Consider the following 25230-nt stretch of genomic DNA (forward strand, 5'->3'; position numbering starts at 1 on the left):
GAGCCCAGCTCGGGGAACCACTCGCCAAGTCGGCGTGCGGCAGAACGTACCCTGAGCGCCATGAAGCGTGCTGGTTGCCTGTTGTTCGCTGCTGTGCCCGTCTTTGTGACGGCTACGGTCTACTTCTTCACGCCCGACATGGAATCGGACGACTCCGGCTCCGGCTCCGGAGGGAGGCCGTCTGCTTCCCAGCCGACCGGGCGGGCGGCCGAGGATGAGCTGATCGCGGATCTGCCGCCCGGGCTCGCGGCGCCGGAGAAGAAGGAGCTGGCCCAGAAGATCGTGACGAGCGCGGAGAACTCGACGCTGAACTGGCGCGACCAGTACGGCTACATCGAGGACATCGGTGACGGTCAGGGTTACACCGCGGGCATCGTCGGCTTCTGCACCGGTACGCACGATCTCCTCGTCCTCGTCGAGCGCTATACGAAGGACCACCCGGACAACGGGCTCGCGCGCTATCTGTCCGCTCTGCGCAAGGTGGACGGTACGGACTCCCATGAGGGCCTGGACCCCGGCTTCACGGCTGCCTGGAAGAAGGAGGCGGAATTGGCGGCGTTCCGCAAGGCCCAGAACACGGAGCGTGACCGTGTCTACTTCGACCCCGCGGTGCGGCTCGCCAAGCTCGACGGTCTCGGTACGCTCGGTCAGTTCATCTACTACGACGCCATGGTCATGCACGGTCCCGGCACCGATCCGACCGGCTTCTACGGTCTGCGTGAGCGCGTCGTCTCCGAGGCGGACACACCTGCGCAGGGCGGCAAGGAGAAGGCGTACCTCGACATCTTCCTGGACATCCGCCGCGCGACGATGAAGTCCCGGAAGTCCCATCGCGACACGAGCCGAATCGATACGGCACAGCGACGTTTCCTGTACGACGGGAATCTTGCCCTCGAGACTCCGCTGGAGTGGGCGATGTATGGAGAAACGTTCCGGGTCTCCAAGTAGCCGGTCGGGCGACTGCGGGGGTTTCGCGGGGGCGAAAAACCACAGCGCCCGCCCAGCGTCCGGTCGGGGACAAGGGGCGGGCGTTGTGTGTTCCGTACGCCTTTGTACGGGACGTTTCGGGGTGTCAGACCACGAGTGCGCGGTCCGTCGGGCGGATGGGGGCCGGGAGGTCGCTCGCGCCCGTGAGGAAGCGGTCGACCCCGCGGGCGGCCGAGCGGCCCTCCGCGATGGCCCAGACGATCAGCGACTGGCCGCGCCCGGCGTCACCGGCCACGAAGACACCCGGAACGCTCGTCTGGAAGTCACCGTCACGGGCGACATTGCCCCGCTCGTCGAGGTCCAGGCCGAACTGCGAGACCATCCCGTTCTCCTGGTCGATCCCGGTGAAACCCATCGCGAGCGTGACCAGCTGGGCCGGGATCTTCCGCTCCGTACCCGGCTTCTGGTTCAGCTTGCCGTCCACGAACTCGACCTCGACAAGGTGCAGCCACTGCACGTTGCCGTCCTCGTCACCCTCGAAGTGGGTCGTCGAGACGGAGTAGACCCGCTCGCCGCCCTCCTCGTGCGCGGAGGTGACCTTGTAGAGCATGGGGAACGTCGGCCAGGGCTGCCCTGCGTTCCGCTCGTCGCCCGGCCGCGGCATGATCTCCAGCTGCGTGACGGACGCCGCGCCCTGGCGGTGGGCCGTGCCCACACAGTCGGCACCGGTGTCACCCCCACCGATGACCACGACATGCTTGCCCTCGGCGGTGATCGGAGGCGACACATAGTCACCCTCCTGCACCTTGTTGGCCAGCGGCAGGTACTCCATCGCGAAGTGGATGCCGTTCAGCTCACGCCCGGGGACAGGGAGGTCACGCGAGACGGTCGACCCGGCCGCGATGACCACGGCGTCGTACCGCTTGCGCAGATCCGTCGCCTTCATGTCGCGGCCGATCTCGATGCCCGTACGAAAACGCGTGCCCTCCGCGCGCATCTGCTCGATACGGCGATTGATGTGCCGCTTCTCCATCTTGAACTCGGGGATGCCGTAGCGGAGAAGGCCGCCGATGCGGTCCGCCCGCTCGTACACCGCCACCGTGTGGCCGGCCCGCGTCAGCTGCTGAGCCGCCGCCAGGCCCGCCGGGCCCGAGCCGACGACCGCGACCGTCTTGCCGGACAGCCGCTCCGGCGCCTGCGGCGCGACATCGCCGCTGTCCCACGCCTTGTCGATGATCGAGACCTCGACGTTCTTGATGGTCACGGCGGGCTGGTTGATGCCGAGGACGCACGCCGACTCGCACGGGGCCGGGCACAGCCGCCCGGTGAACTCCGGGAAGTTGTTCGTGGCGTGCAGCCGCTCCAACGCCGCCGACCAGTCCTCGCGGTACGCGTAGTCGTTCCACTCGGGGATCAGGTTCCCCAGCGGGCAGCCGTTGTGGCAGAACGGGATGCCGCAGTCCATGCAGCGCGAGGCCTGCTTGGAGATGATCGGCAGCAGCGAGCCGGGGACGTAGACCTCGTTCCAGTCCCTGACGCGCTCCTCGACGGGACGGGTCCTGGCGACCTCGCGGCCGTGGTTCAGAAAGCCCTTGGGATCAGCCATTGGTCGCCGCCTCCATCATCTTCTCGGTGATCTCGGACTCGGAGAGCCCGGCTCGCTCGGCGGCGTCCTTGGCGGCGAGCACTGCCTTGTACGTACTGGGGATGATCTTGCTGAAGCGGTCCACCGACTCGGACCACTCGGCGAGGAGCTTCCCGGCGACCGTGGAGCCGGTCTCCTCCGCGTGCCGGCGCACCACGTCGTGCAGCCACTGCTTGTCGGTGTCGTCCAGCTTCTCGATGGCGCCGACGTTGCCGACGTTCACGTTGTCGCGGTTCAGGTCGATCACGTAGGCGATGCCGCCCGACATACCGGCCGCGAAGTTACGGCCCGTCTCGCCGAGGATCACCGCGTGACCGCCGGTCATGTACTCGCAGCCGTGGTCGCCCACACCCTCGGACACAACCGTGGCGCCGGAGTTGCGGACGCAGCACCGCTCGCCCGTACGGCCCCGGAGGAACAGCTCGCCGCCGGTCGCACCGTACGCGATGGTGTTGCCGGCGATCGTGGAGTACTCGGCGAGGTGGTCGGCACCCCGGTCGGGACGCACGATCACCCGGCCGCCGGACAGGCCCTTGCCGACGTAGTCGTTGGCGTCGCCCTCCAGGCGCAGCGTGACACCGCGCGGCAGGAAGGCGCCGAAGGACTGGCCCGCCGAACCCGTGAAGGTGATGTCGATGGTGTCGTCGGGCAGACCGGCGCCGCCGAACTTCTTCGTCACCTCGTGGCCGAGCATGGTGCCGACCGTGCGGTTGATGTTGCGGATCGCGACCTGGGCGCGGACCGGCTGGGCGTCGGTCGCACCGGCCGCGGCCAGGGCGTCGGCGGAGAGCTTGATCAGCTCGTTGTCGAGCGCCTTCTCCAGGCCGTGGTCCTGCGCGATGACCTGGTGGCGCACCGCGCCCTCGGGCAGCTCGGGCACGTGGAACAGCGGCTCCAGGTCCAGGCCCTGCGCCTTCCAGTGGTCGATGGCACGCGTGACGTCGAGCGCCTCGGCGTGGCCGACGGCCTCCTCGATGGAGCGGAAGCCCAGCTCGGCGAGGAGCTCGCGGACCTCCTCGGCGATGAACTGGAAGAAGTTCACGACATACTCGGCCTTGCCCGTGAAACGGTCCCGCAGGGTCGGGTTCTGCGTGGCGATACCGACCGGGCAGGTGTCCAGGTGGCAGACGCGCATCATGACGCAGCCGGAGACGACGAGCGGCGCGGTCGCGAAACCGAACTCCTCGGCGCCGAGCAGCGCGGCGATGACGACGTCACGGCCGGTCTTCAGCTGGCCGTCGGTCTGCACGACGATGCGGTCGCGCAGGCCGTTCAGCAGCAGCGTCTGCTGGGTCTCGGCGAGGCCGAGCTCCCAGGGTCCACCGGCGTGCTTCAAGGAAGTGAGCGGCGACGCGCCCGTACCACCGTCGTGCCCCGAGATGAGTACGACATCGGCGTGCGCCTTGGAGACACCCGCGGCGACCGTACCGACACCGACCTCGGAGACCAGCTTCACGTGAATCCGCGCCTGCGGGTTCGCGTTCTTCAGGTCGTGGATGAGCTGGGCCAGGTCCTCGATGGAGTAGATGTCGTGGTGCGGCGGCGGGGAGATCAGGCCGACACCGGGGGTGCTGTGCCGGGTCTTGGCGACCCACGGGTATACCTTGTGGCCGGGCAGCTGGCCGCCCTCGCCGGGCTTGGCGCCCTGGGCCATCTTGATCTGGATGTCGTCCGCGTTGACCAGGTACTCCGACGTCACACCGAAGCGGCCGGAGGCGACCTGCTTGATCGACGAACGGCGCGCCGGGTCGTACAGCCGGTCCGCGTCCTCGCCGCCCTCACCGGTGTTGGACTTGCCGCCCAGCTGGTTCATCGCGATGGCGAGCGTCTCGTGCGCTTCCTTCGAGATGGAGCCGTACGACATGGCGCCGGTGGAGAAGCGCTTGACGATCTCGCTGACCGGCTCGACCTCGTCGATGGAGATCGGCTCGCGGTCCGACTTGAAGCCGAACATGCCGCGCAACGTCATCAGCCGCTCGGACTGCTCGTTCACGCGGTCCGTGTACTTCTTGAAGATGTCGTAGCTGCCGCTGCGTGTGGAGTGCTGGAGGCGGAAGACCGTCTCCGGGTCGAACAGGTGCGGCTCGCCCTCGCGGCGCCACTGGTACTCGCCGCCTATGTCGAGGGCGCGGTGCGCGGGCGCGATGCCGCTCGCCGGGTACGCCTTCGCGTGGCGGGCGGCGACCTCCTTGGCAATGACGTCGATGCCGACGCCGCCGATCTTGGTGGCGGTGCCGTTGAAGTACTTCTCGACGAAGGCCTGGTCGAGGCCGACGGCCTCGAAGACCTGGGCGCCGCGGTAGGAGGCGACGGTCGAGATGCCCATCTTGGACATGACCTTCAGAACGCCCTTGCCCAGGGCGTATATCAGGTTGCGGATGGCCTTCTCGGGCTCGATACCGGGGAGGAACGTCCCTGCGCGGACGAGGTCCTCGACGGACTCCATCGCCAGGTACGGGTTCACGGCCGCGGCGCCGTAGCCGATGAGCAGGGCCACGTGGTGGACCTCGCGGACATCGCCGGCCTCGACGAGCAGACCCACCTGGGTGCGCTGCTTCGTACGGATGAGGTGGTGGTGGACGGCCGCGGTGAGCAGCAGCGACGGGATCGGCGCGTGCTCGGCGTCGGAGTGCCGGTCCGAGAGGACGATCAGGCGGGCGCCGTTCTCTATGGCGGCGTCGGCCTCGGTGCAGATCTCCTCTATACGGGCCGCGAGGGCGTCGCCGCCTCCTCCGACCCGGTAGAGACCCGACAGCGTCGCGGCCTTCATGCCCGGCATGTCGCCGTCGGCGTTGATGTGGATGAGCTTGGCCAGCTCGTCGTTGTCGATCACCGGGAAGGGCAGCGTGACACTGCGGCACGACGCGGCGGTCGGCTCCAGGAGGTTGCCCGCGGGCCCGAGGGACGAGCGCAGCGAGGTGACGAGCTCCTCGCGGATGGCGTCCAGCGGCGGGTTGGTGACCTGCGCGAACAGCTGGGTGAAGTAGTCGAAGAGGAGACGCGGGCGGTCGGACAGGGCCGCGATCGGCGAGTCCGTACCCATCGAACCGATCGGCTCAGCACCGGCCTTGGCCATCGGCGCGAGGATGACGCGCAGCTCTTCCTCGGTGTAGCCGAAGGTCTGCTGGCGACGGGTGACCGAGGCGTGGGTGTGCACGATGTGCTCGCGCTCGGGCAGGTCGGAGAGCTCGATCTCGCCGGCCTCCAGCCACTCCGCGTACGGGTTCTCGGCGGCGAGCTCGGCCTTGATCTCGTCGTCCTCGATGATGCGGTGCTCGGCGGTGTCCACGAGGAACATCCGGCCGGGCTGCAGCCGGCCCTTGCGGACGACCTTGGCCGGGTCGATGTCGAGGACGCCGACCTCGGAGCCGAGGACGACGAGGCCTTCGTCGGTGACCCAGTAACGGCCGGGGCGCAGTCCGTTGCGGTCGAGGACCGCGCCGACCTGGGTGCCGTCGGTGAAGGTGACGCAGGCCGGGCCGTCCCAGGGCTCCATCATCGTGGAGTGGAACTGGTAGAAGGCGCGCCGGGCCGGGTCCATGGAGTCGTGGTTCTCCCACGCCTCCGGGATCATCATCAGCACGGAGTGCGGCAGCGAACGGCCGCCGAGGTGGAGCAGTTCGAGCACCTCGTCGAAGGACGCCGAGTCGGAGGCCTCCGGCGTACAGATCGGGAAGACCCGGTCCAGCTTCTCCTGCGGGCCGAACAGGTCGGACACCAGCTGGGACTCGCGGGCGCGCATCCAGTTGCGGTTGCCCATGACCGTGTTGATCTCGCCGTTGTGCGCGACGAAGCGGTACGGGTGGGCGAGCGGCCAGCTCGGGAAGGTGTTGGTGGAGAACCGGGAGTGCACGAGCGCGATCGCGGAGGCGAAGCGGCGGTCGGACAGGTCCGGGAAGAAGGGCTCCAGCTGACCGGTGGTGAGCATGCCCTTGTAGACGATGGTGCGCGCGGAGAGCGACGGGAAGTACACGTCGGCCTCACGCTCGGCGCGCTTGCGCAGCACGAAGGCCTTGCGGTCGAGGTCGATGCCCTTGCTGACACCGTCGCTCACGAAGATCTGCCGGAAGGCGGGCATCGTGGAGCGGGCGGTGGCGCCCAGCAGTTCGGGGGCGATCGGGACCTCGCGCCAGCCGAGGACGGTCAGGCCCTCGTCGGCGGCGATCGCGTCGATCCGTGCCACGGCGTCGGCCGCGTTGTGCTCGGGCAGGAAGGCGGTACCGACCGCGTAGGCTCCGGCCTCGGGCAGCTCGAATCCGGCCACCTCACGGAAGAAGGCGTCGGGGACCTGGGACAGGATGCCGGCACCGTCGCCCGAGTCGGGCTCGGCGCCGGTGGCACCGCGGTGCTCCAGGTTGCGCAGAACCGTGAGCGCCTGCTCGACCAGCGCATGGCTCGCCTCGCCGGTGAGGGTCGCCACGAAGCCGACGCCACAGGCGTCGTGCTCGTTGCGGGGGTCGTACATACCCTGCGCAGCAGGGCGAGCATCCATGAACGACCAGTTCTGGCCATTCTCGGAATGCTGGGACGGCTGGCGCGGCGTACGCATCGGCTCTCCCGTCGTCGTCATGTGGCATATGCAGATTGCCGAGGGACGACGTTGGCCCTCTGCTGAGATCAAAATTTCGTGCAGGTTACATGATGGAGCGGTTCTCGGGAACCGGATACCGCGTTCCAACATGCGGACACCGCAGGTCGCGGTGGGGGTACCGCTCGTGGCGGTGGGATAAGGGGGCCAACGGGGACAGATCCATGCCCGCCGGTCCGGGTACGCGGCGGGCAACGTCGCCCACCGCGCTGGTGCACAGCAGGCCTCATTGCCCGCAGCGCTTACGGCTCATGCCCAGTGGTTAAGGAATCGAAACCGCCGAGTAACAGCTACTTATGCAGTCCCATGCATAGAACCCTCAGCCGAGCCATCATACGGCCGCACCGAACAGACTGCCCAGGGCGTACGTCACACCCGCCGCGGCACCGCCCAGGGCGAGCTGCCGCAGCCCGCTGTACCACCAGGACCGAGCGGTCACCCTGGCCACGACAGCCCCGCACGCGAAGAGCCCGAGCAGCGCCAGCAGCACGGCCGGCCACAGCGCGGTCGCGCCCAGCAGATACGGGAGTACGGGCAGCAGGGCGCCCAGCGCGAAGAAGCCGAAGGAGGAGGCGGCGGCCACGGTCGGCGAGGGCAGGTCGCCGGGGTCGATACCCAGCTCCTCGCGCGCGTGGATCTCGAGGGCCTGCTCGGGGTCCTTCGACAGCTGCCGGGCCACCTCGCGGGCGAGTGCGGGGGTGACCCCCCGGCCTTCGTACAGCTGGGCGAGCTCTCGCTCCTCGTCCTTGGGATGCTTGCGCAACTCCCGGCGCTCCACGTCGAGTTCGGCCTCCACGAGCTCGCGCTGCGAGGCGACGGAGGTGTACTCGCCTGCCGCCATGGAGAAAGCGCCGGCGGCGAGTCCCGCGAGGCCGGTGAGGACGACCGTCTGATGGGCGACGGCCCCGCCCGCCACGCCCGTCATCAGCGCCAGGTTGGAGACGAGACCGTCCATCGCGCCGAAGACCGCGGGACGCAGCCAGCCACCGTTGACGTCCCGGTGGGTGTGGTTGTCGCGGTGCGCTGCGTGCAGGCTCGCTTCGGTCTCGATGATGGCCACGACGGTCCCCCAGAGAACTTCATTGGATGAATTCCACTTCTTGACAACATCCAAAGTACGCCGGAGATTTCCCGCCCGCCAGCAAGGAAGGCCGTACTTACCTGCGCTTTTGCGCGATGCCGGCATGACGAAGGGGGCGCCCCGAGTAACTGGGGCGCCCCCTTCGACGTACAGCCGAGGTCAGGACTTCTTGGCCGACTCGGCCTCGTCCTTCAGATCGGACTTCGCATCGGAGGGGTCACCGGATTCCGCCGTGTCGGCCTCCTTGGACTCCTTCTCGGACTCCTCGCCGGAGGCCTCCGCGTCGCCCGCCGGACCGTCGGCGACAGCCGCCGGCTCGACGACCTCTTCCCGTCCCGGGCGCCGCTTGGCCGACAGCACCATGTAGAGGACGGCGAGGAGGAAGACCACTATCGCGGTCCACTCGTTGAGGCGCATACCGAGGATGTGGTGGGCCTCGTCGACGCGCATGGACTCGATCCAGAACCGGCCCGCACAGTACGCGGCGACGTACAGCGCGAACGCCCGCCCGTGCCCGAGCTTGAAGCGCCGGTCGGCCCAGATGACGAGTAGCGCGACGCCGACGCACCACAGCGACTCGTAGAGGAAGGTCGGGTGATACGTGCCGGGAATGCGTCCGTCGGCCGAGGACGTGATCTTCACCGCCCAGGGCAGATCCGTGGCGCGCCCGTACAGCTCCTGGTTGAACCAGTTGCCCCAGCGGCCCATGGCCTGTGCGAGGGCGATGCCCGGCGCGAGGGCGTCGGCCCACGCGGGCAGCGGGATTCCGCGCCGACGGCACCCGATCCACGCGCCCAGCCCGCCCAGCGCGATGGCGCCCCAGATCCCGAGGCCGCCCTCCCAGATCTTGAAGGCGTCGACCCAGTTCTCGCCCTCGCTGAAGTACAGCTGGTAGTCCGTGACGACGTGGTACAGCCGGCCGCCGACGAGACCGAACGGCACCGCCCACACGGCGATGTCGGCCACGGTGCCGGACCGGCCCCCGCGGGCGATCCACCGTTTGTTTCCGAGCCAGACGGCCAGAAAGACGCCGATGATGATGCAGAACGCGTAACCGCGCAGCGGAATGGGGCCGACTTCGACCACACCGCGCGACGGGCTGGGGATATAGGCAAGTTCCATGGCAGGGACGACGCTACCCTGCCGGGCGGGAAGTGCGGCAACCCGCCCGGGCTACGGCTCCATAACGGGCCACGGGCCCCGGCCCCCGAATCCCTCGCCGGCGCTACGACTTGTCCGGCTCCTCGATCATCCGCTTCAGCTTCGCCGGGGTCATCGCCCGGTCCTGGTAGATGTTCTCGCCGTTCAGCAGCACGGTCGGAGTGCCCTGAAAGCCACCGCTCTGGAAGGCCTTGTTGGACTTGGCGACCCAGCTGTTGTGCCTACCGTCCTCGACGCACTTCCGATACGTGGGGGTGTCGAGTCCGTCGACCTTGCCCGCCAGCTCGATCAGCTTGCCGTTGTCGGCGAACTCGTCGCTCGTCTCCGGAGGCTGGTTCTGGAACAGCGCGTCGTGGTACTCGGGGAACTTCCCGGCGTTCTGAGCGCATGCGGCGGCGTTGGCGGCGCGCAGGGAGCCGCTGCCGCCCATGTTCCCGTCGATCAGCGTGGCGAGGTGGTACTCGACCTTCAGCCGGCCGGAGTCCGTCAGCTCATGGATCGTCGAGCGGTACGCGTCCTCGAAGCTCTTGCAGGCCGGGCAGCGGAAGTCCTCCCACACGGTGAGCGTCGATCTGGCGCTCTCCTTGCCGACCGGGATGGCGGGACTCTCGTCGCCGTTCGCCCCGGAGGGTGCCCTGACCGGCCCCTCCGTTTCCGCCTTTCCGTTGCCCGCGTTCGCGGCCAGGGCACCGATCACCCCAGCCAATGCCAGTACGCAGACCACGGTGGAACTCACGATCAGCACACGGCGGCGCTTCTCCCCGGCCCTCTGCTTCTCTCGCTCGACCGCCAGCCGCTCGCGGGCGGTGCGCTTTCCTTCACGGTTCTTCTCGCTCACATGTGGCAGAACGAACCGGGGAGGCAACGAGCGCCTCCCCGGTCCCAGGTCCACCCGTACGAGTGAGCGGATTGTCCGTTACGTACGTGGACGCAACAGACGTCGGCGGCCGGCCGGACCGCCCGTCACACCGTTCCCCGGACGCCCTTCGCGAGGTCCGCCGCGAGTGTGCGCACGGCCTCCAGGGCCGCCGTCTCGTCCGGCGCGTCCAGCATGCGCTTGACGAAGGCGGAGCCGACGATGACGCCGTCGGCGAAACCGGCGACCTCGGCGGCCTGTCCGGCGTTGGAGACGCCGAGGCCGACACAGACCGGCAGCTCGGTGGTGGCCTTGGTGCGTCGTACGAGGTCCTGCGCCTGCGCGCCCACCGACTCGCGGGTGCCGGTGACGCCCATCAGGGAGGCCGCGTACACGAATCCGGAGCCCGCCGCGGTGATGTCGGCGAGCCGGGCGTCCTTGCTGCTGGGCGCGACGACGAAGACGGTCGCGAGGCCGTGCTTCTCGGCGTGCTCCCTCCAGAGGGCCGACTCCTGCACGGGGAGGTCGGGCAGGATGCAGCCGGCCCCGCCGGCCGCCGCCAGTTCGGCGGTGAAGCGCTCGACGCCGTAGCGGTCGATGGGGTTCCAGTACGTCATCACGAGCACCGGCTTACCGGTCGCCTCGTATGTCTCGCGGACCGTGCGCATCACGTCCGCGATCCTGACTCCGCCGCGCAGGGCGATGTCGTCGGCGGTCTGGATGACCGGGCCGTCGAGGACCGGATCGCTGTGCGGCAGCCCGACCTCGACGACGTCGGCGCCGCCGTCGAAGACCGCCTTGATGGCGGCGATCCCGCCGTCGACGGTCGGGAAGCCGGCCGGGAGGTACGCGATGAGGGCGGACCTGCCCTCCGCCTTCGCTGCCGCGAGGGTGTCGCTCAACAGCTCGATGTTGCCGCTCACTTGGCGTCCCCCTCGATCTCGGCGGTGTCACTGTCGGCATCCGCGGCGACGACGGCGTCGGCGCCCTTGTCGTACAGGCCGAAGTAACGGGCGGCCGTGTCCATGTCCTTGTCGCCGCGCCCGGACAGGTTGACGATGATCAGGCCGTCCTTGCCCAGCTCCTGGCCCACCTCCAGGGCACCGGCGAGCGCGTGCGCGCTCTCGATGGCCGGGATGATGCCCTCGGTCCGCGACAGCAGGCGCAGGGCCTGCATCGCCGCGTCGTCGGTGACGGCCCGGTACTCGCCGCGGCCACTGTCTTTGAGGTACGAGTGCTCGGGGCCGATGCCCGGGTAGTCGAGGCCGGCCGAGATCGAGTACGGCTCGGTGATCTGGCCCTCCTCGTCCTGCAGCACGTAACTCCTCGAACCGTGCAGGATGCCCGGCTCCCCGGCGGTGAGGGTGGCCGCGTGCTCGCCGGTCTCGACGCCGTGGCCGGCCGGTTCGCAGCCGACGAGGCGTACGTCCGTGTCGGGGATGAACGCGTGGAACAGGCCGATGGCGTTGGAGCCGCCGCCGACGCAGGCGATGGCGGCGTCGGGGAGCCGTCCGGCGCGCTCCAGGAGCTGGCGCCGGGCCTCGACGCCGATCACCCGGTGGAAGTCGCGCACCATGGCGGGGAAGGGATGCGGACCTGCCACGGTCCCGAACAGGTAGTGGGTGTGCTCGACGTTGGCGACCCAGTCGCGGAACGCCTCGTTGATGGCGTCCTTGAGGGTCCGGGAGCCCGACTTCACGGCGATGACCTCAGCGCCGAGCATGCGCATACGGGCGACGTTGAGGGCCTGCCGCTGGGTGTCGATCTCGCCCATGTAGATGGTGCACTCGAGGCCGAAGAGGGCGCAGGCGGTGGCGGTCGCGACGCCGTGCTGGCCGGCTCCGGTCTCGGCGATGACGCGGGTCTTGCCCATGCGCTTGGTGAGCAGGGCCTGGCCGAGCACGTTGTTGATCTTGTGCGAGCCGGTGTGGTTCAGGTCTTCCCGCTTGAGGAAGATGCGGGCGCCACCCGCGTGTTCGGCGAACCGGGGCACCTCGGTCAGTGCGCTCGGACGTCCGGTGTAGTTGACGAGCAGATCGTCCAGCTCGCGTGCGAACTCCGGATCGGCCTTCGCCTTGTCGTACTCCACGGCGACCTCGTCCACGGCGGCGACCAGCGCCTCCGGGATGAACTTGCCGCCGAACGCGCCGAAGTACCCCTCGGCGCTGGGAATCTGACCCTCCGGGTCAGGGATGAAGAACTCACTGGGCATGCGGTTACCTCACAGGGGCGTGAGCCCCGGTTGCAGGTCGGATGACGGTCACGGTGTGCGCGCGTGCGCCGTCAGAGGTGCCCATCGAGTCATGCGGACACCTGCCGGCGGCGAAGGCGCGAGGCGCCGACGCCATCGCATCCCGTTGACCTGCCCCGGCTCGTCCCCGATCACGTACCGCACCCGGCGTCCGTGCACCCGTCGCGCGGGCGCCCGGCATCCTCGCGGACGGCAGCCGCGGGCAAGGCGGGCGTAGGGGTCCCGCGGCGCCGAGGGGGCCGCGGCGGCCGACCGTGCGCACGCCGGACCGCCGTCGGGGCGAGAGCCCGGACGGGTCGCGGTGAGGGCGCGGTCGGCGTACATCCGTGGGTCAGCCCCGTCCGTGGCGCAGGGCCGGGTGGGCGCCCGCTGCCACCAGGTCGGAGACCGCTGCCTTCGGGTCGCGGCCGGTCACCAGGGACTCGCCGACCAGGACCGCGTCGGCGCCGGCGTTGGCGTAGGCGATGAGGTCGTGGGGGCCGCGGACGCCGGACTCGGCGACCTTGACGATGGTGTCGGGGACCTCGGGGGCGACGCGGTCGAAGGTCGTTCGGTCGACCTTCAGGGTCTTCAGGTCGCGCGCGTTCACGCCGATGACCTTCGCTCCGGCGGCCACCGCCCGCTCGACCTCGTCCTCGTCGTGCACCTCGACGAGCGGGGTGAGCCCGATGGACTCGGCGCGCTCGATGAGGGACTCCAGGGCGGCCTGGTCGAGGGCCGCGACGATCAGCAGGGCCAGATCCGCGCCGTACGCCCGCGCCTCCCACAGCTGGTACGACGTGACGATGAAGTCCTTGCGCAGGACCGGGATGTCCACCCGGGCGCGTACGGCCTCCAGGTCCGCCAGCGAACCCCCGAAGCGCCGCTGCTCGGTCAGCACCGAGATCACCGCCGCGCCGCCCGCCTCGTAGTCCGCCGCGAGCGCAGCCGGGTCGGCGATCGCGGCGAGCGCGCCCTTGGACGGGCTCGAACGCTTCACCTCGCAGATGACCTTGACGCCTTCACCCCGCAGGGCGGCTACGCCGTCCTTGGCCGCAGGAGCCTTCGCCGCACGCTCCTTGAGCTCGTCGAGGCTGACGCGTGCCTGCCGCTCCGCGAGGTCGGCACGGACTCCGTCGATGATCTCGTCGAGCACACTCACGCGAGCGGCCCCCTTCCTGACGGTGGACGGTTCAAGCTGTCGAGCTGCTGAGCGGTTGAGTCGAGCGTCGCCCGCATCAGACGAAACCGATGGTCACTGCGATGGTATCCGCAGGAGGGCGTTGCCCTCGCATCCGGTTGACGCCGGTCCCACTACCTGGACATTCGCCAGTGGATCAAGGGTGAAGCCAGCCACCGAACGGCAGGTTCCGGACAACTGTGAAGACGAACAGGAACGCCCCGATCCCCCACAGATGTACGGTCCGCAAGTCGAGAGTCAGCGGGCGGCCCCGGACCGAGCGGACCACCCAGAGCGTCCACAGCACCGCGAACACGAAGTACGCCACGACCGCGACCGCGTTGGCCTGCAGCGCCGCCGCGAAGTCCCCGTGCGCGAAGGCGTGCGCGCTGCGCAGCCCGCCGCAGCCGGGGCAGTACACGCCCGCGTACTGGAACAGCGGACAGGCCGGGTAGTGCCCTGGTTCGTTCGGATCCACGGCGGCGACGTACGCGAAGGCCCCGGCGACGGCCGCGAGCACACCGCCTGGTACGGCCAGCCGCCGCACCACGGATTCGGGAGGGGACGTCACCCTCTGGCTTTCGGTGTCCACTCAACGCATTCTGCCTCGAGAGCAGCACACCGCGCACAGGAAAAAGCACGGGAAAGGGCGGCCCCGGCGAGGGAGCCGCGACCGCCTTCCTCGATGTCATGGGCGAGGATCAGCTGTCGGAGGCCACCTTGTGCGGCTGGTGCGTGGACTTCGGCTGACCGAGGCCCGCCGCGCTCATGGCCATGCCGACCACGCCGCCGAGGACGACGATCACCAGGCCGGCCCAGAAGCCCAGCGGGTTGGCCAGCACCATGAAGGCACCCGCGACGCAGAAACCGATGAAGGCGATGATGACACCGGTCCAGGCGGCCGGGGTGTGACCGTGGTGGTTGCCCGCCATGACTTGCTCCTCGTTGCTGATTGCGTGTGTGGCTGTGTGTGCCTGTGCGAGTCGCCTGAGTGAGTCGGACGCTCGAAGGCCCATTGTTCCGCACGCGCGCGTGCACGTTGATCGGGGGTCCTGCCTCACGCACCGCTAGGCACCGGTGGGGTCCTCGCCGCGGTCCAGCGCCTTCCACATCTCCTCGGGCCGGTCCGGGTCCGCGGCGGGCCTGGCCTTACGGGGCCTCGGGGAGCCGTCCCGCTCGTAACGGCCCGACATGGCCGGCCACAGCCGTCCGTAGCGCAGCGCGAGCAGTCCCGCGAGCAGGAGCAGTACTCCGCCCGCGGCGGCCACGTACGGCCAGGCTGTATGGCTCATGGAGTCGACGGTCGCGGCGGTGTCGCCGGAGGCCTGCGCTGCCTTGTCGTCGAGTGCGGAGCTGTCGGTGGCGCCGAGGAGGGCCGCGGCCACGGTGCCCGCGCCGGAGAGCGCGAGGAGCCCGGCGACCAGGAAGCGCCCGGCGCGGCGTACGGCGAAGACGGCGACGAGGGCGGCCAGGCCCACTATGGCGAGGGCCGCGGGCACGCCCGTGACGTCGCTGCCCGTGGCCCTCAGCGGGAAGTCGCCGCCGGCCACCGTCGCGGTGCCCTCCGACCAGCCCTGCCGCGAGGCGAGCAGCGCCACGGCCGCGCCGAGCGCGCCGCACAGCAGGGCGATGGCCAGGCTTCGGCGGCCGGACCGGGCGGGTCCGGCCGCTTCGTATCGGGGGTGAGGTACAGCAGTCACGCACCCCACTATCGCTTGAAGCCCGGGCGAACGGTCACCCGGGGTTCACGTGAGATGCGTCCCTACCGGTCGCCCTGCAGGCCGAGCCGGTTGGCCGTGTGCACCGCCCTCAGTACCGCCGCCGCCTTGTTGCGGCACTCGTCGTCCTCGGCCACGGGGTTCGAGTCGGCGACGATTCCGGCGCCGGCCTGCACATATGCCGTGCCGTCCCGCAGCAGGGCGGTACGGATGGCGATGGCGGTGTCGGAGTCGCCCGCGAAGTCGAGGTAGCCGACGCAGCCGCCGTACACGCCGCGGCGGCTCGGCTCCAGCTCGTCGATGATCTGCATCGCGCGGGGCTTGGGGGCGCCGGAGAGGGTGCCCGCGGGGAAACAGGCCGTCAGGACGTCGAAGGCGGTACGGCCCTGTGCGACCTTGCCGGTCACCGTCGAGACGATGTGCATGACGTGCGAGTAGCGCTCGATGGACATGAAGTCGACGACCTCGACGGAGCCCGGTTCGCAGACGCGGCCGAGGTCGTTGCGCCCGAGGTCGACGAGCATCAGGTGCTCGGCGCGTTCCTTGGGGTCGGCGAGGAGTTCGTCGGCGAGGGCCTGGTCCTCCTGCGGGGTCGCGCCGCGCGGCCGCGTACCGGCGATGGGGTGGACCATCGCGCGCCCGTCCTCGACCTTGACGAGGGCCTCCGGGGAGGAGCCCACGACGTCGAAGCCGTCGAAGCGGAACAGGTACATGTACGGGGAGGGGTTGGTGGCCCGCAGTACCCGGTAGACGTCCAACGCGCTTGCGGTACAAGGGGTTTCGAAGCGCTGGGAGGGCACGACCTGGAAGGCCTCGCCGGCCCGGATACGCTCCTTGATGTCCTCGACGGCGACCTGGAAGTCGGGGCCGCCCCACAGCGCGGTGTACTCGGGGAGTTCGGAGGGCGGGAGCGCGGCCGGGGGCTGGGAGACGGCGCGCGAGAGGTCGGCCTCCATGGCGTCGAGGCGGGCGACGGCGTCCGCGTACGCCTCGTCGACACCCGTGTCGAGGTCGTTGTGGTTGATCGCGTTGGCGATCAGCAGGACCGTGCCGTTCCAGTGGTCGAGGACCGCGAGGTCGCTGGTGAGCAGCATGGTCAGCTCGGGCAGCTTCAGGTCGTCGCGCTCGCCGGGGCCGATCTTCTCCAGGCGGCGCACGATGTCGTAGCCGAGGTAGCCGACCATGCCGCCGGTGAAGGGCGGCATGCCCTCCTGGTGGGGGGTGTGCAGGGCCTCGATGGTGGCGCGCAGGGCGGCGAGCGGGTCGCCGTCGACGGGGACACCGACGGGCGGGGTGCCGAACCAGTGCGCCTGCCCCTCGCGCTCGGTGAGAGTCGCGGCCGAGCGGACGCCCACGAAGGAGTAACGAGACCATGAGCGGCCGTTCTCCGCGGACTCCAGCAGGAAGGTGCCGGGGCGCTCGGCGGCGAGCTTGCGGTAGAGCGCGACGGGGGTGTCGCCGTCCGCGAGGAGCGTGCGGCTGACGGGGATGACACGCCGGTCGGTGGCCAGCTTGCGGAACGTCTCGAGGTCCATGGCGGCTGACCTTACTGACCGAGGGGCGATGCGTCGGACACGGCATCCTCGCCGGACACGGCGTCCTTGATGACGTCGGCGTCGAAGCAGGTGCGGGCGCCGGTGTGGCAGGCGGCGCCCACCTGGTCGACCTTCACCAGGACGGCGTCGGCGTCGCAGTCGAGGGCGACGGACTTGACGTACTGGACGTGCCCGGAGGTGTCGCCCTTGACCCAGTACGCCTGGCGGCTGCGCGACCAGTAGGTGCAGCGGCCGGTGGTCAGCGTGCGATGCAGCGCCTCGTCGTTCATCCAGCCCAGCATGAGCACCTCTCCGGTGTCGTACTGCTGGGCGATGGCGGGGACGAGCCCGTCGGCGCTGCGCTTGAGGCGCGCGGCGATGGCGGGATCCAGGTTGCTGGATGGAGAACTGTGGCGCGAAGCGCCTCCATGAGGGGCGGTGGTCGGGTGACGGGCGGGAGTGCGGGTCATGGAAGCCATTGTGCCGCGCCGGTACGGGCCGTCCGGCGGGCGTCCACTGTCCGGACCGCGAGCCCGGTCGTAGGCTGGCAGTCATGTCGACCCATGCAAAGCGTGAACGACTTCTCCTCGCCGACCTGTTGGAAGCCTCGGGTCCGGATGCCCCCACCCTGTGCGAGGGCTGGAACACCCGGGATCTCGCCGCCCATGTGGTGGTGCGCGAGCGCCGCCCGGACGCCGCCGGCGGCACCCTGATCAAGCAGCTCGCGCCGCGCCTGGACCGGGTGATGGCGGAGTTCGCCGAGAAGCCGTACGAGGAACTGATCCAGCTGATCCGTACCGGCCCGCCCCGTTTCTCGCCCTTCTCCCTCAAGCAGATCGACGAGGCGGCGAACACGGTCGAGTTCTACGTCCACACCGAGGACGTACGCCGCGCACAGCCGGACTGGACCCCGCGCGAACTGGACCCCGTCTTCCAGGACGCCCTCTGGTCCCGCCTGGAACGAACGGCCCGCCTCGTGGGCCGTGGCGTCCCGACGGGTCTGGTGCTGCGCCGCCCGGACGGCCAGACGGCGGTCGCCCACCGCGGCACCCCGGTGGTGACCGTGACCGGCGAGCCCTCCGAGCTGCTGATGTTCACGTACGGCCGACAGAACACGGCGGACGTGGAACTGGACGGCGACAAGGACGCGATCGCGAAGCTGCACGAGACGAAGCAGCTGGGGATCTAGCGCCGCAACCGACAACGCTCGCCCTGGACCAGGCCGCGATGCGGTTCGGCCACGATTCCGCCTGCCCCGACGAGCATGGTGCTGATCCCGTCGGCGGTGGCGATGGACAGGCGTTGCCGAGGCGGCACCAGCCCGGGAGTTCGGCGCGGCGCACGGGTCGGGTGCACAGGCCGTAGATGCCGCCCAGGCCGCATTGCGTGGCGCTCGCGGTCAGCAGCATGGACGCCGCTCCCGCCCGACGCCGAAGCCCGTCCTTCGCGTCTACCGAGCATCATCGGGATCCACGAGCCGCCCGACCGCCTTCACCGTCGCCCTGATCAACCGGCGGCCGCCGTAGCTGAGAGCGACCTCGTGGATGCGGACGACGGAGACGTCGTCGGGGTCCGCGCCCCTCGCGATCGCTCGCTCGACGGCCGCCGCGCGGGCCTCCTGGAGGGCTTCCCGGCGGCCGGGGCCGGCCGGGACGACGGTCTCGTGCTCGCCGCCGACGAGGGCGATGGCCGCGCCGACCGCGTTGGCGACGTCGGCGTGGCGGGGCCGTTCGACGGAAGCCCGCCGACCGTGTCGGGGATCAGGCCGGCCGCTCCTCCGACGGCGATGACGGGCTGGTGGCGGCGGCCGTGGGAGACCAGGCTCACGGCGTGGGCGAGTTCGGTGTCGAAGTCCTCCAGCGACGTCTTGGGACGGGCGCCGAAGCGGGTCTCCAGGTGACCGGCGATGCGGTCGCGGTCGCCGAGAGCGATCCGTCCGGCGAGGGCCGCCGCGTCGCTGAGCGTCGGCGTGTCGCCGCCGAACACCAGGGCACGCGTGGTGATGGCCCGGTCGACGGAGTCGGGTCCGGTGCGGGTGTCGTGGACGAAGGTGCCGCCGCCGTACGCGATGGACAGCACGTCGGGCATGGACAGGTTCGTCTGTACGCCGCCGATGACGCACCCGGCGGCGCTCTCCCGCGCGAAGCCGTCGACGAGGACGCCGAGGTCGGTCGTGGTGCCCCCGACGTCGGCGACGATGGCGTCGCCACGGCCGGCCTCCTGAGCGTCCGCGGCGCGCTCGCTCCAGCGCCACAGCGCCGCGTACACCGCCACGGTGAGCGCCGGCCCGACCGAGAGCGCGTTGGGCCTCGAACGGGACGTGCTGGCGTCGGCGTTCGAGGACTGACGAGCGGAGCCCCAAGGGGCGGACGACGGGAGTTCGACGACAGGGACTAGCGAACCGGAAGCCCCGCCCCCCGCAGCGTCTCCTTAACCTGACCGATCCGCAGGTCACCGAAGTGGAAGACGGAGGCCGCGAGCACCGCGTCCGCGCCCGCCGTGATCGCCGGCGGGAAGTCGGCGAGCCGGCCGGCGCCGCCGCTGGCGATCAACGGGACGGTGACGTGCTTGCGTACCGCCTCGATCATCTCGATGTCGTAGCCGTCCTTCGTGCCGTCCGCGTCCATGGAGTTGAGCAGGATCTCGCCCGCGCCCAACTCGGCCGCCCGGTGCGCCCATTCGACGGCGTCGATGCCGGTGCCGCGCCGGCCGCCATGGGTCGTCACTTCGAAGGAACCGCTCTCGGTCCGCCGCGCGTCGACCGAGAGGACCAGCACCTGCCGTCCGAAGCGTTCGGCGATCTCGCGGATGAGGTCGGGCCGGGCGATCGCGGCGGTGTTCACGCCCACCTTGTCCGCCCCGGCCCGCAACAGCTTGTCGACGTCCTCGGTGGTACGGACCCCGCCGCCGACCGTCAGCGGAATGAACACCTGCTCCGCCGTGCGCCGCACCACGTCGTACGTCGTCTCGCGGTTGCCCGACGAGGCCGTGATGTCCAGGAACGTCAGCTCGTCGGCGCCCTCGGCGTCGTACACCTTCGCCATCTCGACGGGGTCGCCCGCGTCGCGCAGGTTCTGGAAGTTGACGCCCTTGACGACCCGGCCGTTGTCGACGTCCAGGCAGGGGATGACTCGTACGGCGAGGGTCATGCTGTGGGCTCTCCGTGTTCTCCGCCGGGGCGGAATGCCTCCACCTCGACCTCGACGACCAGGCTGGGGTCCACGAAGCCGGAGACGATGATCATGGATGCGGCGGGCCTGACGGAGTCGAACAGCTCCTTGTGAGCACGTCCGATGTCGTCCACGTCCCGGGCGTGGGTGATGTACATGCGCGTGCGCACGACGTCGTCGCGGCCGAGACCCAGTTGCTCCAGCGCGGCGAAAGCGACCTTGAAGGAGTTGATCGCCTGCTCGTACGGGTCGCCTCCGGCGATCTGACCGTCCACGATGGACGTGCAGCCGGAGACCAGCACCAGGCCGTTCGGCAGCTCCACGGCTCGGGAGTACCCGAAGGTCTCCTCCCAGGGCGCGCCGGTCACGACGCGTCGTACGTCGCTCACTTGGCTACCGCCTCCAAGGCCTCTTCCAGGGTGAACGCCTTCGCGTACAGGGCCTTCCCGACGATGGAGCCCTCGACACCGAGGGGTACGAGCTCGGCGATGGCCCGGAGGTCGTCCAGGGAGGACACCCCGCCGGAGGCCACGACCGGACGGTCCGTCGCCGCGCACACATTGCGCAGCAACTCCAGGTTCGGGCCCTGCAGCGTGCCGTCCTTGGCGATGTCCGTCACCACATAGCGCGCGCAGCCCTCCTTGTTGAGGCGCTCCAGCGTTTCGTACAGGTCGCCGCCGTCACGGGTCCAGCCGCGACCGCGCAGTGTCGTACCGCGTACGTCGAGACCGACCGCGATCTTGTCGCCGTGCTCGGCGATGACCTTGGCGACCCACTCGGGGGTCTCCAGTGCGGCCGTGCCCAGGTTCACGCGCGTGCAGCCGGTGGCCAGGGCGGCGGCCAGCGAAGCGTCGTCACGGATGCCGCCGGACAGCTCCACCTTGATGTGCAGTTCCTTCATGCGTTCCGCGACCCCGGCGATCAGCCCACGGTTGTCGCCAGTCCCGAACGCCGCGTCGAGGTCCACCAGGTGCAGCCACTCGGCACCCGCCCGCTGCCAGGCGAGAGCGGCCTCCAGAGGGGAGCCGTACGAGGTCTCCGTACCGGACTCGCCGTGCACCAGGCGGACCGCCTGGCCGTCACGGACGTCGACGGCGGGGAGGAGTTCGAGCTTCCCAGAGGGATTCGACGTCATCAGAGTGTTCCGATCCAGTTCTTCAGCAGCTGCGCTCCGGCGTCGCCGGACTTCTCGGGGTGGAACTGCGTCGCCCACAGGGCGCCGTTCTCCACGGCTGCCACGAAGGGCTTGCCGTGCGTCGACCAGGTCACCACGGGCGCCCGCATCGCCGCGTTCGCGGTCTCCATGGACCAGTCGTGGACGGCGTACGAGTGCACGAAGTAGAAGCGGGCGTCGGCGTCCAGGCCCGCGAACAGCTCCGAACCGGCCGGTGCCGTCACGGTGTTCCAGCCCATGTGCGGCACGATGTCGGCCTGGAGCGGCTCGACCGAGCCGGGCCACTCGTCCAGGCCCTCGGTCTCCACGCCGTGCTCGATGCCGCGCGCGAAGAGGATCTGCATACCGACGCAGATGCCCATCACCGGGCGCCCGCCCGACAGCCGGCGATCGATGATCCAGTGGCCGCGGGCTTCAGTCAGTCCCTGCATGCAGGAGGCGAAGGCGCCGACTCCCGGCACCAGCAGCCCGTCCGCGTTCATGGCCTTGTCGAAGTCGCGGGTTATCTCGACGTCGGCACCCGCGCGCGCGAGAGCGCGTTCGGCGGACCGTACGTTCCCAAAGCCGTAGTCAAAGACGACTACTCGTTTTGAAGGGGTGCTCAATTCCATACCTCCAGCCGGAGGATCCCCGCCACGAGACACATCGCGGCACCGATGGAGAGCAGCACGATGAGGCTCTTCGGCATCTGCTGCTTGGCGAAGGAGATGATGCCGCCGACCAGGAAGAGTCCGAAGACGATCAGTACGGTGGACAGGCCGTTCATGGCTTTACAGCGCGCCCTTCGTGGACGGAAGGATCCCGGCGGCCCGAGGGTCACGCTCGGAGGCGTAACGCAGCGCCCGCGCCAGCGCCTTGAACTGGCACTCCACGATGTGGTGCGCATTGCGCCCGTAGGGCACGTGCACGTGCAGCGCGATCTGCGCCTGGGCGACGAAGGACTCCAGGATGTGCCGGGTCATCGTGGTGTCGTACTCGCCGATCATCGGCGCCATCTTCTCGGGCTCCGTGTGCACGAGGTAGGGGCGGCCGGAGAGGTCGACGGTCACCTGGGCCAGCGACTCGTCCAGGGGGACCGTGCAGTTGCCGAACCGGTAGATCCCCACCTTGTCGCCGAGCGCCTGCTTGAAGGCCGCGCCCAGCGCCAGAGCCGTGTCCTCGATCGTGTGGTGAGAGTCGATGTGCAGATCGCCCTCGGTCTTCACGGTCAGATCGAACAGACCGTGCCGGCCGAGCTGGTCGAGCATGTGGTCGTAGAAGCCGACCCCGGTCGACACATCGACCTTTCCGCTGCCGTCCAGGTCGATCTCGACCAGGACGGAGGTCTCCTTGGTGTTCCGTTCGACACGGCCTACGCGGCTCATGCGTTCTGCTCCTTCTTCAGTTCGCGCACCGCATCGAGGAACGCGTCGTTCTCTTCGGGCGTACCGGCGCTGACCCGCAGCCACCCCGGCACCCCGTTGTCCCGGACCAGGACGCCCCGGTCGAGGATCTTCTGCCAGACCTCATGGGCGTCGGCGAACCGTCCGAACTGCACGAAGTTGGCGTCGGACTCGGTCACTTCGTAGCCGATCGCGCGCAGCTCGGCGACCAGCCGGTCCCGCTCGGCCTTCAGCTGCTCCACGTATCCCAGCAGCGTGTCGGTGTGCTCCAGCGCGGCCAGCGCGGTCGCCTGGGTGACCGCCGACAGGTGATACGGCAGCCGTACGAGCTGGACGGCGTCGACCACCGCCGGGTGCGCGGCGAGATAGCCGAGGCGCAGCCCGGCCGCGCCGAACGCCTTCGACATGGTCCGCGAGACGACCAGATGCGGCCGGCCTTCGAGCAGCGGCAGCAGCGAGTCGCCGTGGCTGAACTCGATGTACGCCTCGTCCACGACCACCATGGACGGCTTCGCCGCCTGCGCGGCCTCGTACAGCGCGATGACCGTCTCGGGCGGAACCGCGTTGCCCGTGGGGTTGTTGGGGGTTGTGATGAAGACGATGTCCGGCCGGTGCTCGGCGACCGCCCGCTCGGCGGCGGCGAGGTCGACCGTGAAGTCGTCGTTGCGGGGGCCGGAGATCCAGCCCGTCCCCGTGCCGCGCGCGATCAGGCCGTGCATCGAGTACGAGGGCTCGAAGCCGATCGCCGTACGGCCGGGCCCGCCGAAGGTCTGCAGCAGCTGCTGGATGACTTCGTTCGAGCCGTTGGCCGCCCATACGTTCTCGAGGCCGACCGCGTACTTACCGGTGTCCGTCAGGTACTTGGCCAGCTCGGTGCGCAGCTCCACCGCGTCCCGGTCGGGGTAGCGGTTGAGGTTCCGGGCAGCCTCGCGCACCCGCTCGGCGATCCGCTCGACGAGCGGTTCGGGCAGCGGGTACGGGTTCTCGTTGGTGTTCAGGCGTACGGGGACGTCGAGTTGGGGTGCGCCGTAGGGCGACTTGCCGCGCAGCTCGTCCCGTACGGGGAGATCGTCAATGCCGAAGGAACTCACTTGCTCGGCACCTTCCACTCGAAGCGTGCCTTGATGGCCGCGCCGTGCGCAGGCAGGTCCTCGGCCTCGGCGAGCGTCACCACGTGGTGCGCCACCTCCGCCAGCGCATCGCGCGTGTAGTCGACGATGTGGATGCCGCGCAGGAAGGACTGGACGCTGAGCCCCGAGGAGTGGCAGGCGCAGCCGCCGGTCGGCAGGACGTGGTTGGAGCCCGCGGCGTAGTCGCCCAGCGACACAGGCGCCCAGGGGCCGATGAAGATCGCGCCCGCGTTCGTCACGCGGTCGGCCACCGAGGTGGCGTCGGCCGTCTGGATCTCCAGGTGCTCCGCGCCGTACGCGTTCACGACCCGCAGGCCTTCGTCCACACCGGAGACCAGCACGATCGCGGACTGCCGGCCCGCGAGCGCCGGGGTGATCCGGTCCTCGATGTGCTTGGTGGCGGCGACCTGCGGCTGAAGCTCCTTCTCGACCGCGTCGGCCAGCGCCACGGAGTCCGTGACGAGGACGGCCGCCGCGAGCGGGTCGTGCTCGGCCTGGCTGATCAGGTCGGCTGCGACGTGCACCGGGTCGGCGGTGTCGTCCGCGAGGATCGCGATCTCGGTCGGGCCCGCCTCGGCATCGATGCCGATCTTGCCGGTGAAGTAGCGCTTGGCGGCGGCGACCCAGATGTTGCCGGGGCCGGTGACCAGGTTGGCGGGCGGGCAGGACTCGGTGCCGTACGCGAACATCGCTACGGCGGTGGCGCCGCCGGCCGCGTACACCTCGTCGACGCCGAGCAGCGCGCAGGCGGCGAGGATCGTCGGGTGCGGGAGTCCCTCGAACTCGGCCTGCGCCGGGGAGGCGAGCGCGATCGACTCGACGCCGGCCTCCTGGGCGGGCACGACGTTCATGATCACGGAGGATGGGTACACGGCCCGCCCGCCGGGCGCGTACAGCCCGACCCGGTCGACCGGCACCCACTTCTCGGTGACCGTGCCGCCGGGCACGACCTGGGTGGTGTGCGCGGTGCGGCGCTGCTCGCGGTGGACGATGCGGGCGCGGCGGATGGACTCCTCCAGGGCCGCGCGGACGGCGGGGTCGAGCTCCGCGAGGGCCCGCTCGATCGCCGCGGCGGGTACGCGCACCTGGTCCAGCCGTACGCCGTCGAACTTCTCCGCGTAGTCGATCAGCGCCGCGTCGCCCCGATGATGCACGGCCTCGCAGATCGGACGCACCTTCTCCAGGGCGGCCGAGACGTCGAAGTCGGCTCGGGGCAGCAGGTCGCGCAGGGCGGAGCCCTCAGGGAGGGCGTCGCCGCGCAGATCGATTCGAGAGATCACGAAGCCAATTCTCTCAGACGGGGATCGGACGCCGGACGGCTGTATCAATCGCTGATACGAAGCCCGAACCGGCAGATCACCTTCACTCTGAGCGTTCGTACGGTCACTCAGCGGGCATCACATGAACAGCTGTACGAACGCTGAGTGGCATGAGTAGCAGAGGAAGCAGGAAA

The 25230-nt window shown here is 69.8% G+C and carries 25 protein-coding genes; 2 read left to right on the plus strand and 23 right to left on the minus strand.

All coding sequences use genetic code 11. The annotated features are described in order from the left end of the window. The first annotated feature begins 60 nt into the window (after positions 1-60). Positions 61-948 (plus strand): chitosanase, encoded by an 888-nt coding sequence (locus tag ABD357_RS21910; RefSeq protein WP_344392218.1) that lies wholly within the window; start codon positions 61-63, stop codon positions 946-948. 124 nt (positions 949-1072) lie between these two features. Here ABD357_RS21910 and ABD357_RS21915 read toward each other — a convergent pair whose 3' ends face one another. The 14 genes from ABD357_RS21915 to hisI form a co-directional block, all read right to left on the minus strand. Beyond that, a complete protein-coding gene (locus tag ABD357_RS21915; RefSeq protein WP_344392219.1) occupies positions 1073-2533 on the minus strand; it encodes a glutamate synthase subunit beta in 1461 nt (486 codons plus the stop codon). Next, positions 2526-7121 carry a glutamate synthase large subunit gene (gene gltB / locus ABD357_RS21920; RefSeq protein ID WP_344392435.1) on the minus strand — a complete coding sequence of 1532 codons (4596 nt, stop codon included), beginning with the start codon at positions 7119-7121 and terminating at the stop codon, positions 2526-2528. The genes ABD357_RS21915 and gltB overlap by 8 nt, the downstream gene beginning before the upstream one ends. 370 nt (positions 7122-7491) lie before the next feature. Then, complete coding sequence (locus ABD357_RS21925; protein ID WP_344392220.1) at positions 7492-8220, minus strand: VIT1/CCC1 transporter family protein; 729 nt, start codon at positions 8218-8220, stop codon at positions 7492-7494. Between the two features lie 180 nt (positions 8221-8400). Then, positions 8401-9363, minus strand: a complete 963-nt coding sequence (lgt, locus tag ABD357_RS21930) for a prolipoprotein diacylglyceryl transferase (protein WP_344392221.1) — start codon at positions 9361-9363, stop codon at positions 8401-8403. A gap of 103 nt (positions 9364-9466) precedes the next feature. Continuing rightward, a complete protein-coding gene (locus ABD357_RS21935) occupies positions 9467-10240 on the minus strand; it encodes a DsbA family protein (protein ID WP_344392222.1) in 774 nt (257 codons plus the stop codon). 125 nt (positions 10241-10365) lie between these two features. Beyond that, a complete protein-coding gene (trpA, locus tag ABD357_RS21940; protein WP_344392223.1) occupies positions 10366-11181 on the minus strand; it encodes a tryptophan synthase subunit alpha in 816 nt (271 codons plus the stop codon). Then, the gene (gene trpB, locus ABD357_RS21945) at positions 11178-12470 is read right to left on the minus strand and encodes a tryptophan synthase subunit beta (RefSeq protein WP_344392225.1); all 1293 of its coding nucleotides are present in this window, start codon (positions 12468-12470) and stop codon (positions 11178-11180) included. The genes trpA and trpB overlap by 4 nt, the downstream gene beginning before the upstream one ends. 48 nt (positions 12471-12518) lie before the next feature. After that, positions 12519-12833: a tryptophan biosynthesis modulator TrpM gene (trpM, locus tag ABD357_RS21950; protein ID WP_344392226.1), complete on the minus strand. Its 315-nt coding sequence runs from the start codon at positions 12831-12833 to the stop codon at positions 12519-12521. Positions 12834-12840: 7 nt separating this feature from the next. Continuing rightward, positions 12841-13650, minus strand: a complete 810-nt coding sequence (gene trpC / locus ABD357_RS21955) for an indole-3-glycerol phosphate synthase TrpC (protein ID WP_344392229.1) — start codon at positions 13648-13650, stop codon at positions 12841-12843. Positions 13651-13825: 175 nt separating this feature from the next. Further along, positions 13826-14260 (minus strand): DUF2752 domain-containing protein, encoded by a 435-nt coding sequence (locus ABD357_RS21960; protein ID WP_344392231.1) that lies wholly within the window; start codon positions 14258-14260, stop codon positions 13826-13828. Positions 14261-14369: 109 nt separating this feature from the next. Further along, a complete protein-coding gene (locus ABD357_RS21965) occupies positions 14370-14600 on the minus strand; it encodes an HGxxPAAW family protein (protein WP_344392233.1) in 231 nt (76 codons plus the stop codon). A 135-nt stretch (positions 14601-14735) separates the two neighbouring features. Then, positions 14736-15377, minus strand: a complete 642-nt coding sequence (locus tag ABD357_RS21970) for a TIGR02234 family membrane protein (protein WP_344392235.1) — start codon at positions 15375-15377, stop codon at positions 14736-14738. Positions 15378-15430: 53 nt separating this feature from the next. Further along, on the minus strand, positions 15431-16921 hold the full coding sequence (locus ABD357_RS21975; RefSeq protein WP_344392237.1) for an anthranilate synthase component I: 1491 nt from the start codon (positions 16919-16921) through the stop codon (positions 15431-15433). A gap of 11 nt (positions 16922-16932) precedes the next feature. After that, on the minus strand, positions 16933-17391 hold the full coding sequence (hisI, locus tag ABD357_RS21980) for a phosphoribosyl-AMP cyclohydrolase (protein ID WP_344392238.1): 459 nt from the start codon (positions 17389-17391) through the stop codon (positions 16933-16935). An 83-nt stretch (positions 17392-17474) separates the two neighbouring features. Here hisI and ABD357_RS21985 point away from each other — a divergent pair, with 83 nt between their 5' ends. Further along, positions 17475-18110 (plus strand): TIGR03085 family metal-binding protein, encoded by a 636-nt coding sequence (locus ABD357_RS21985; RefSeq protein ID WP_344392240.1) that lies wholly within the window; start codon positions 17475-17477, stop codon positions 18108-18110. Positions 18111-18427: 317 nt separating this feature from the next. On the opposite strand, the gene ABD357_RS21990 is transcribed toward ABD357_RS21985, so the two are convergent. The 9 genes from ABD357_RS21990 to hisD all read right to left on the minus strand — a co-directional run bounded on the left by ABD357_RS21990 (position 18428) and on the right by hisD (position 25057). Then, complete coding sequence (locus ABD357_RS21990) at positions 18428-19195, minus strand: hydantoinase/oxoprolinase family protein (RefSeq protein ID WP_344392241.1); 768 nt, start codon at positions 19193-19195, stop codon at positions 18428-18430. A 119-nt stretch (positions 19196-19314) separates the two neighbouring features. Continuing rightward, the gene (gene hisF, locus ABD357_RS21995; RefSeq protein WP_344392242.1) at positions 19315-20070 is read right to left on the minus strand and encodes an imidazole glycerol phosphate synthase subunit HisF; all 756 of its coding nucleotides are present in this window, start codon (positions 20068-20070) and stop codon (positions 19315-19317) included. Beyond that, the gene (locus ABD357_RS22000) at positions 20067-20480 is read right to left on the minus strand and encodes a RidA family protein (RefSeq protein WP_344392243.1); all 414 of its coding nucleotides are present in this window, start codon (positions 20478-20480) and stop codon (positions 20067-20069) included. Before ABD357_RS22000 ends, hisF begins: the two co-directional genes overlap by 4 nt. Next, a complete protein-coding gene (priA, locus tag ABD357_RS22005) occupies positions 20477-21226 on the minus strand; it encodes a bifunctional 1-(5-phosphoribosyl)-5-((5-phosphoribosylamino)methylideneamino)imidazole-4-carboxamide isomerase/phosphoribosylanthranilate isomerase PriA (RefSeq protein ID WP_344392244.1) in 750 nt (249 codons plus the stop codon). The genes ABD357_RS22000 and priA overlap by 4 nt, the downstream gene beginning before the upstream one ends. Next, on the minus strand, positions 21226-21876 hold the full coding sequence (hisH, locus tag ABD357_RS22010) for an imidazole glycerol phosphate synthase subunit HisH (protein WP_344392245.1): 651 nt from the start codon (positions 21874-21876) through the stop codon (positions 21226-21228). Before hisH ends, priA begins: the two co-directional genes overlap by 1 nt. Further along, complete coding sequence (locus ABD357_RS22015) at positions 21867-22031, minus strand: hypothetical protein (RefSeq protein WP_344392246.1); 165 nt, start codon at positions 22029-22031, stop codon at positions 21867-21869. The genes hisH and ABD357_RS22015 overlap by 10 nt, the downstream gene beginning before the upstream one ends. 4 nt (positions 22032-22035) lie before the next feature. Further along, positions 22036-22629 (minus strand): imidazoleglycerol-phosphate dehydratase HisB, encoded by a 594-nt coding sequence (gene hisB, locus ABD357_RS22020; protein WP_344392247.1) that lies wholly within the window; start codon positions 22627-22629, stop codon positions 22036-22038. Continuing rightward, a complete protein-coding gene (locus tag ABD357_RS22025; protein WP_344392249.1) occupies positions 22626-23738 on the minus strand; it encodes a histidinol-phosphate transaminase in 1113 nt (370 codons plus the stop codon). Before ABD357_RS22025 ends, hisB begins: the two co-directional genes overlap by 4 nt. Beyond that, complete coding sequence (gene hisD / locus ABD357_RS22030) at positions 23735-25057, minus strand: histidinol dehydrogenase (protein ID WP_344392251.1); 1323 nt, start codon at positions 25055-25057, stop codon at positions 23735-23737. The genes ABD357_RS22025 and hisD overlap by 4 nt, the downstream gene beginning before the upstream one ends. Between the last annotated feature and the right edge of the window lie 173 nt (positions 25058-25230).

The sequence above is a fragment of the Streptomyces vastus genome, from assembly GCF_039532825.1.
GTDB lineage: Bacteria > Actinomycetota > Actinomycetes > Streptomycetales > Streptomycetaceae > Streptomyces > Streptomyces vastus.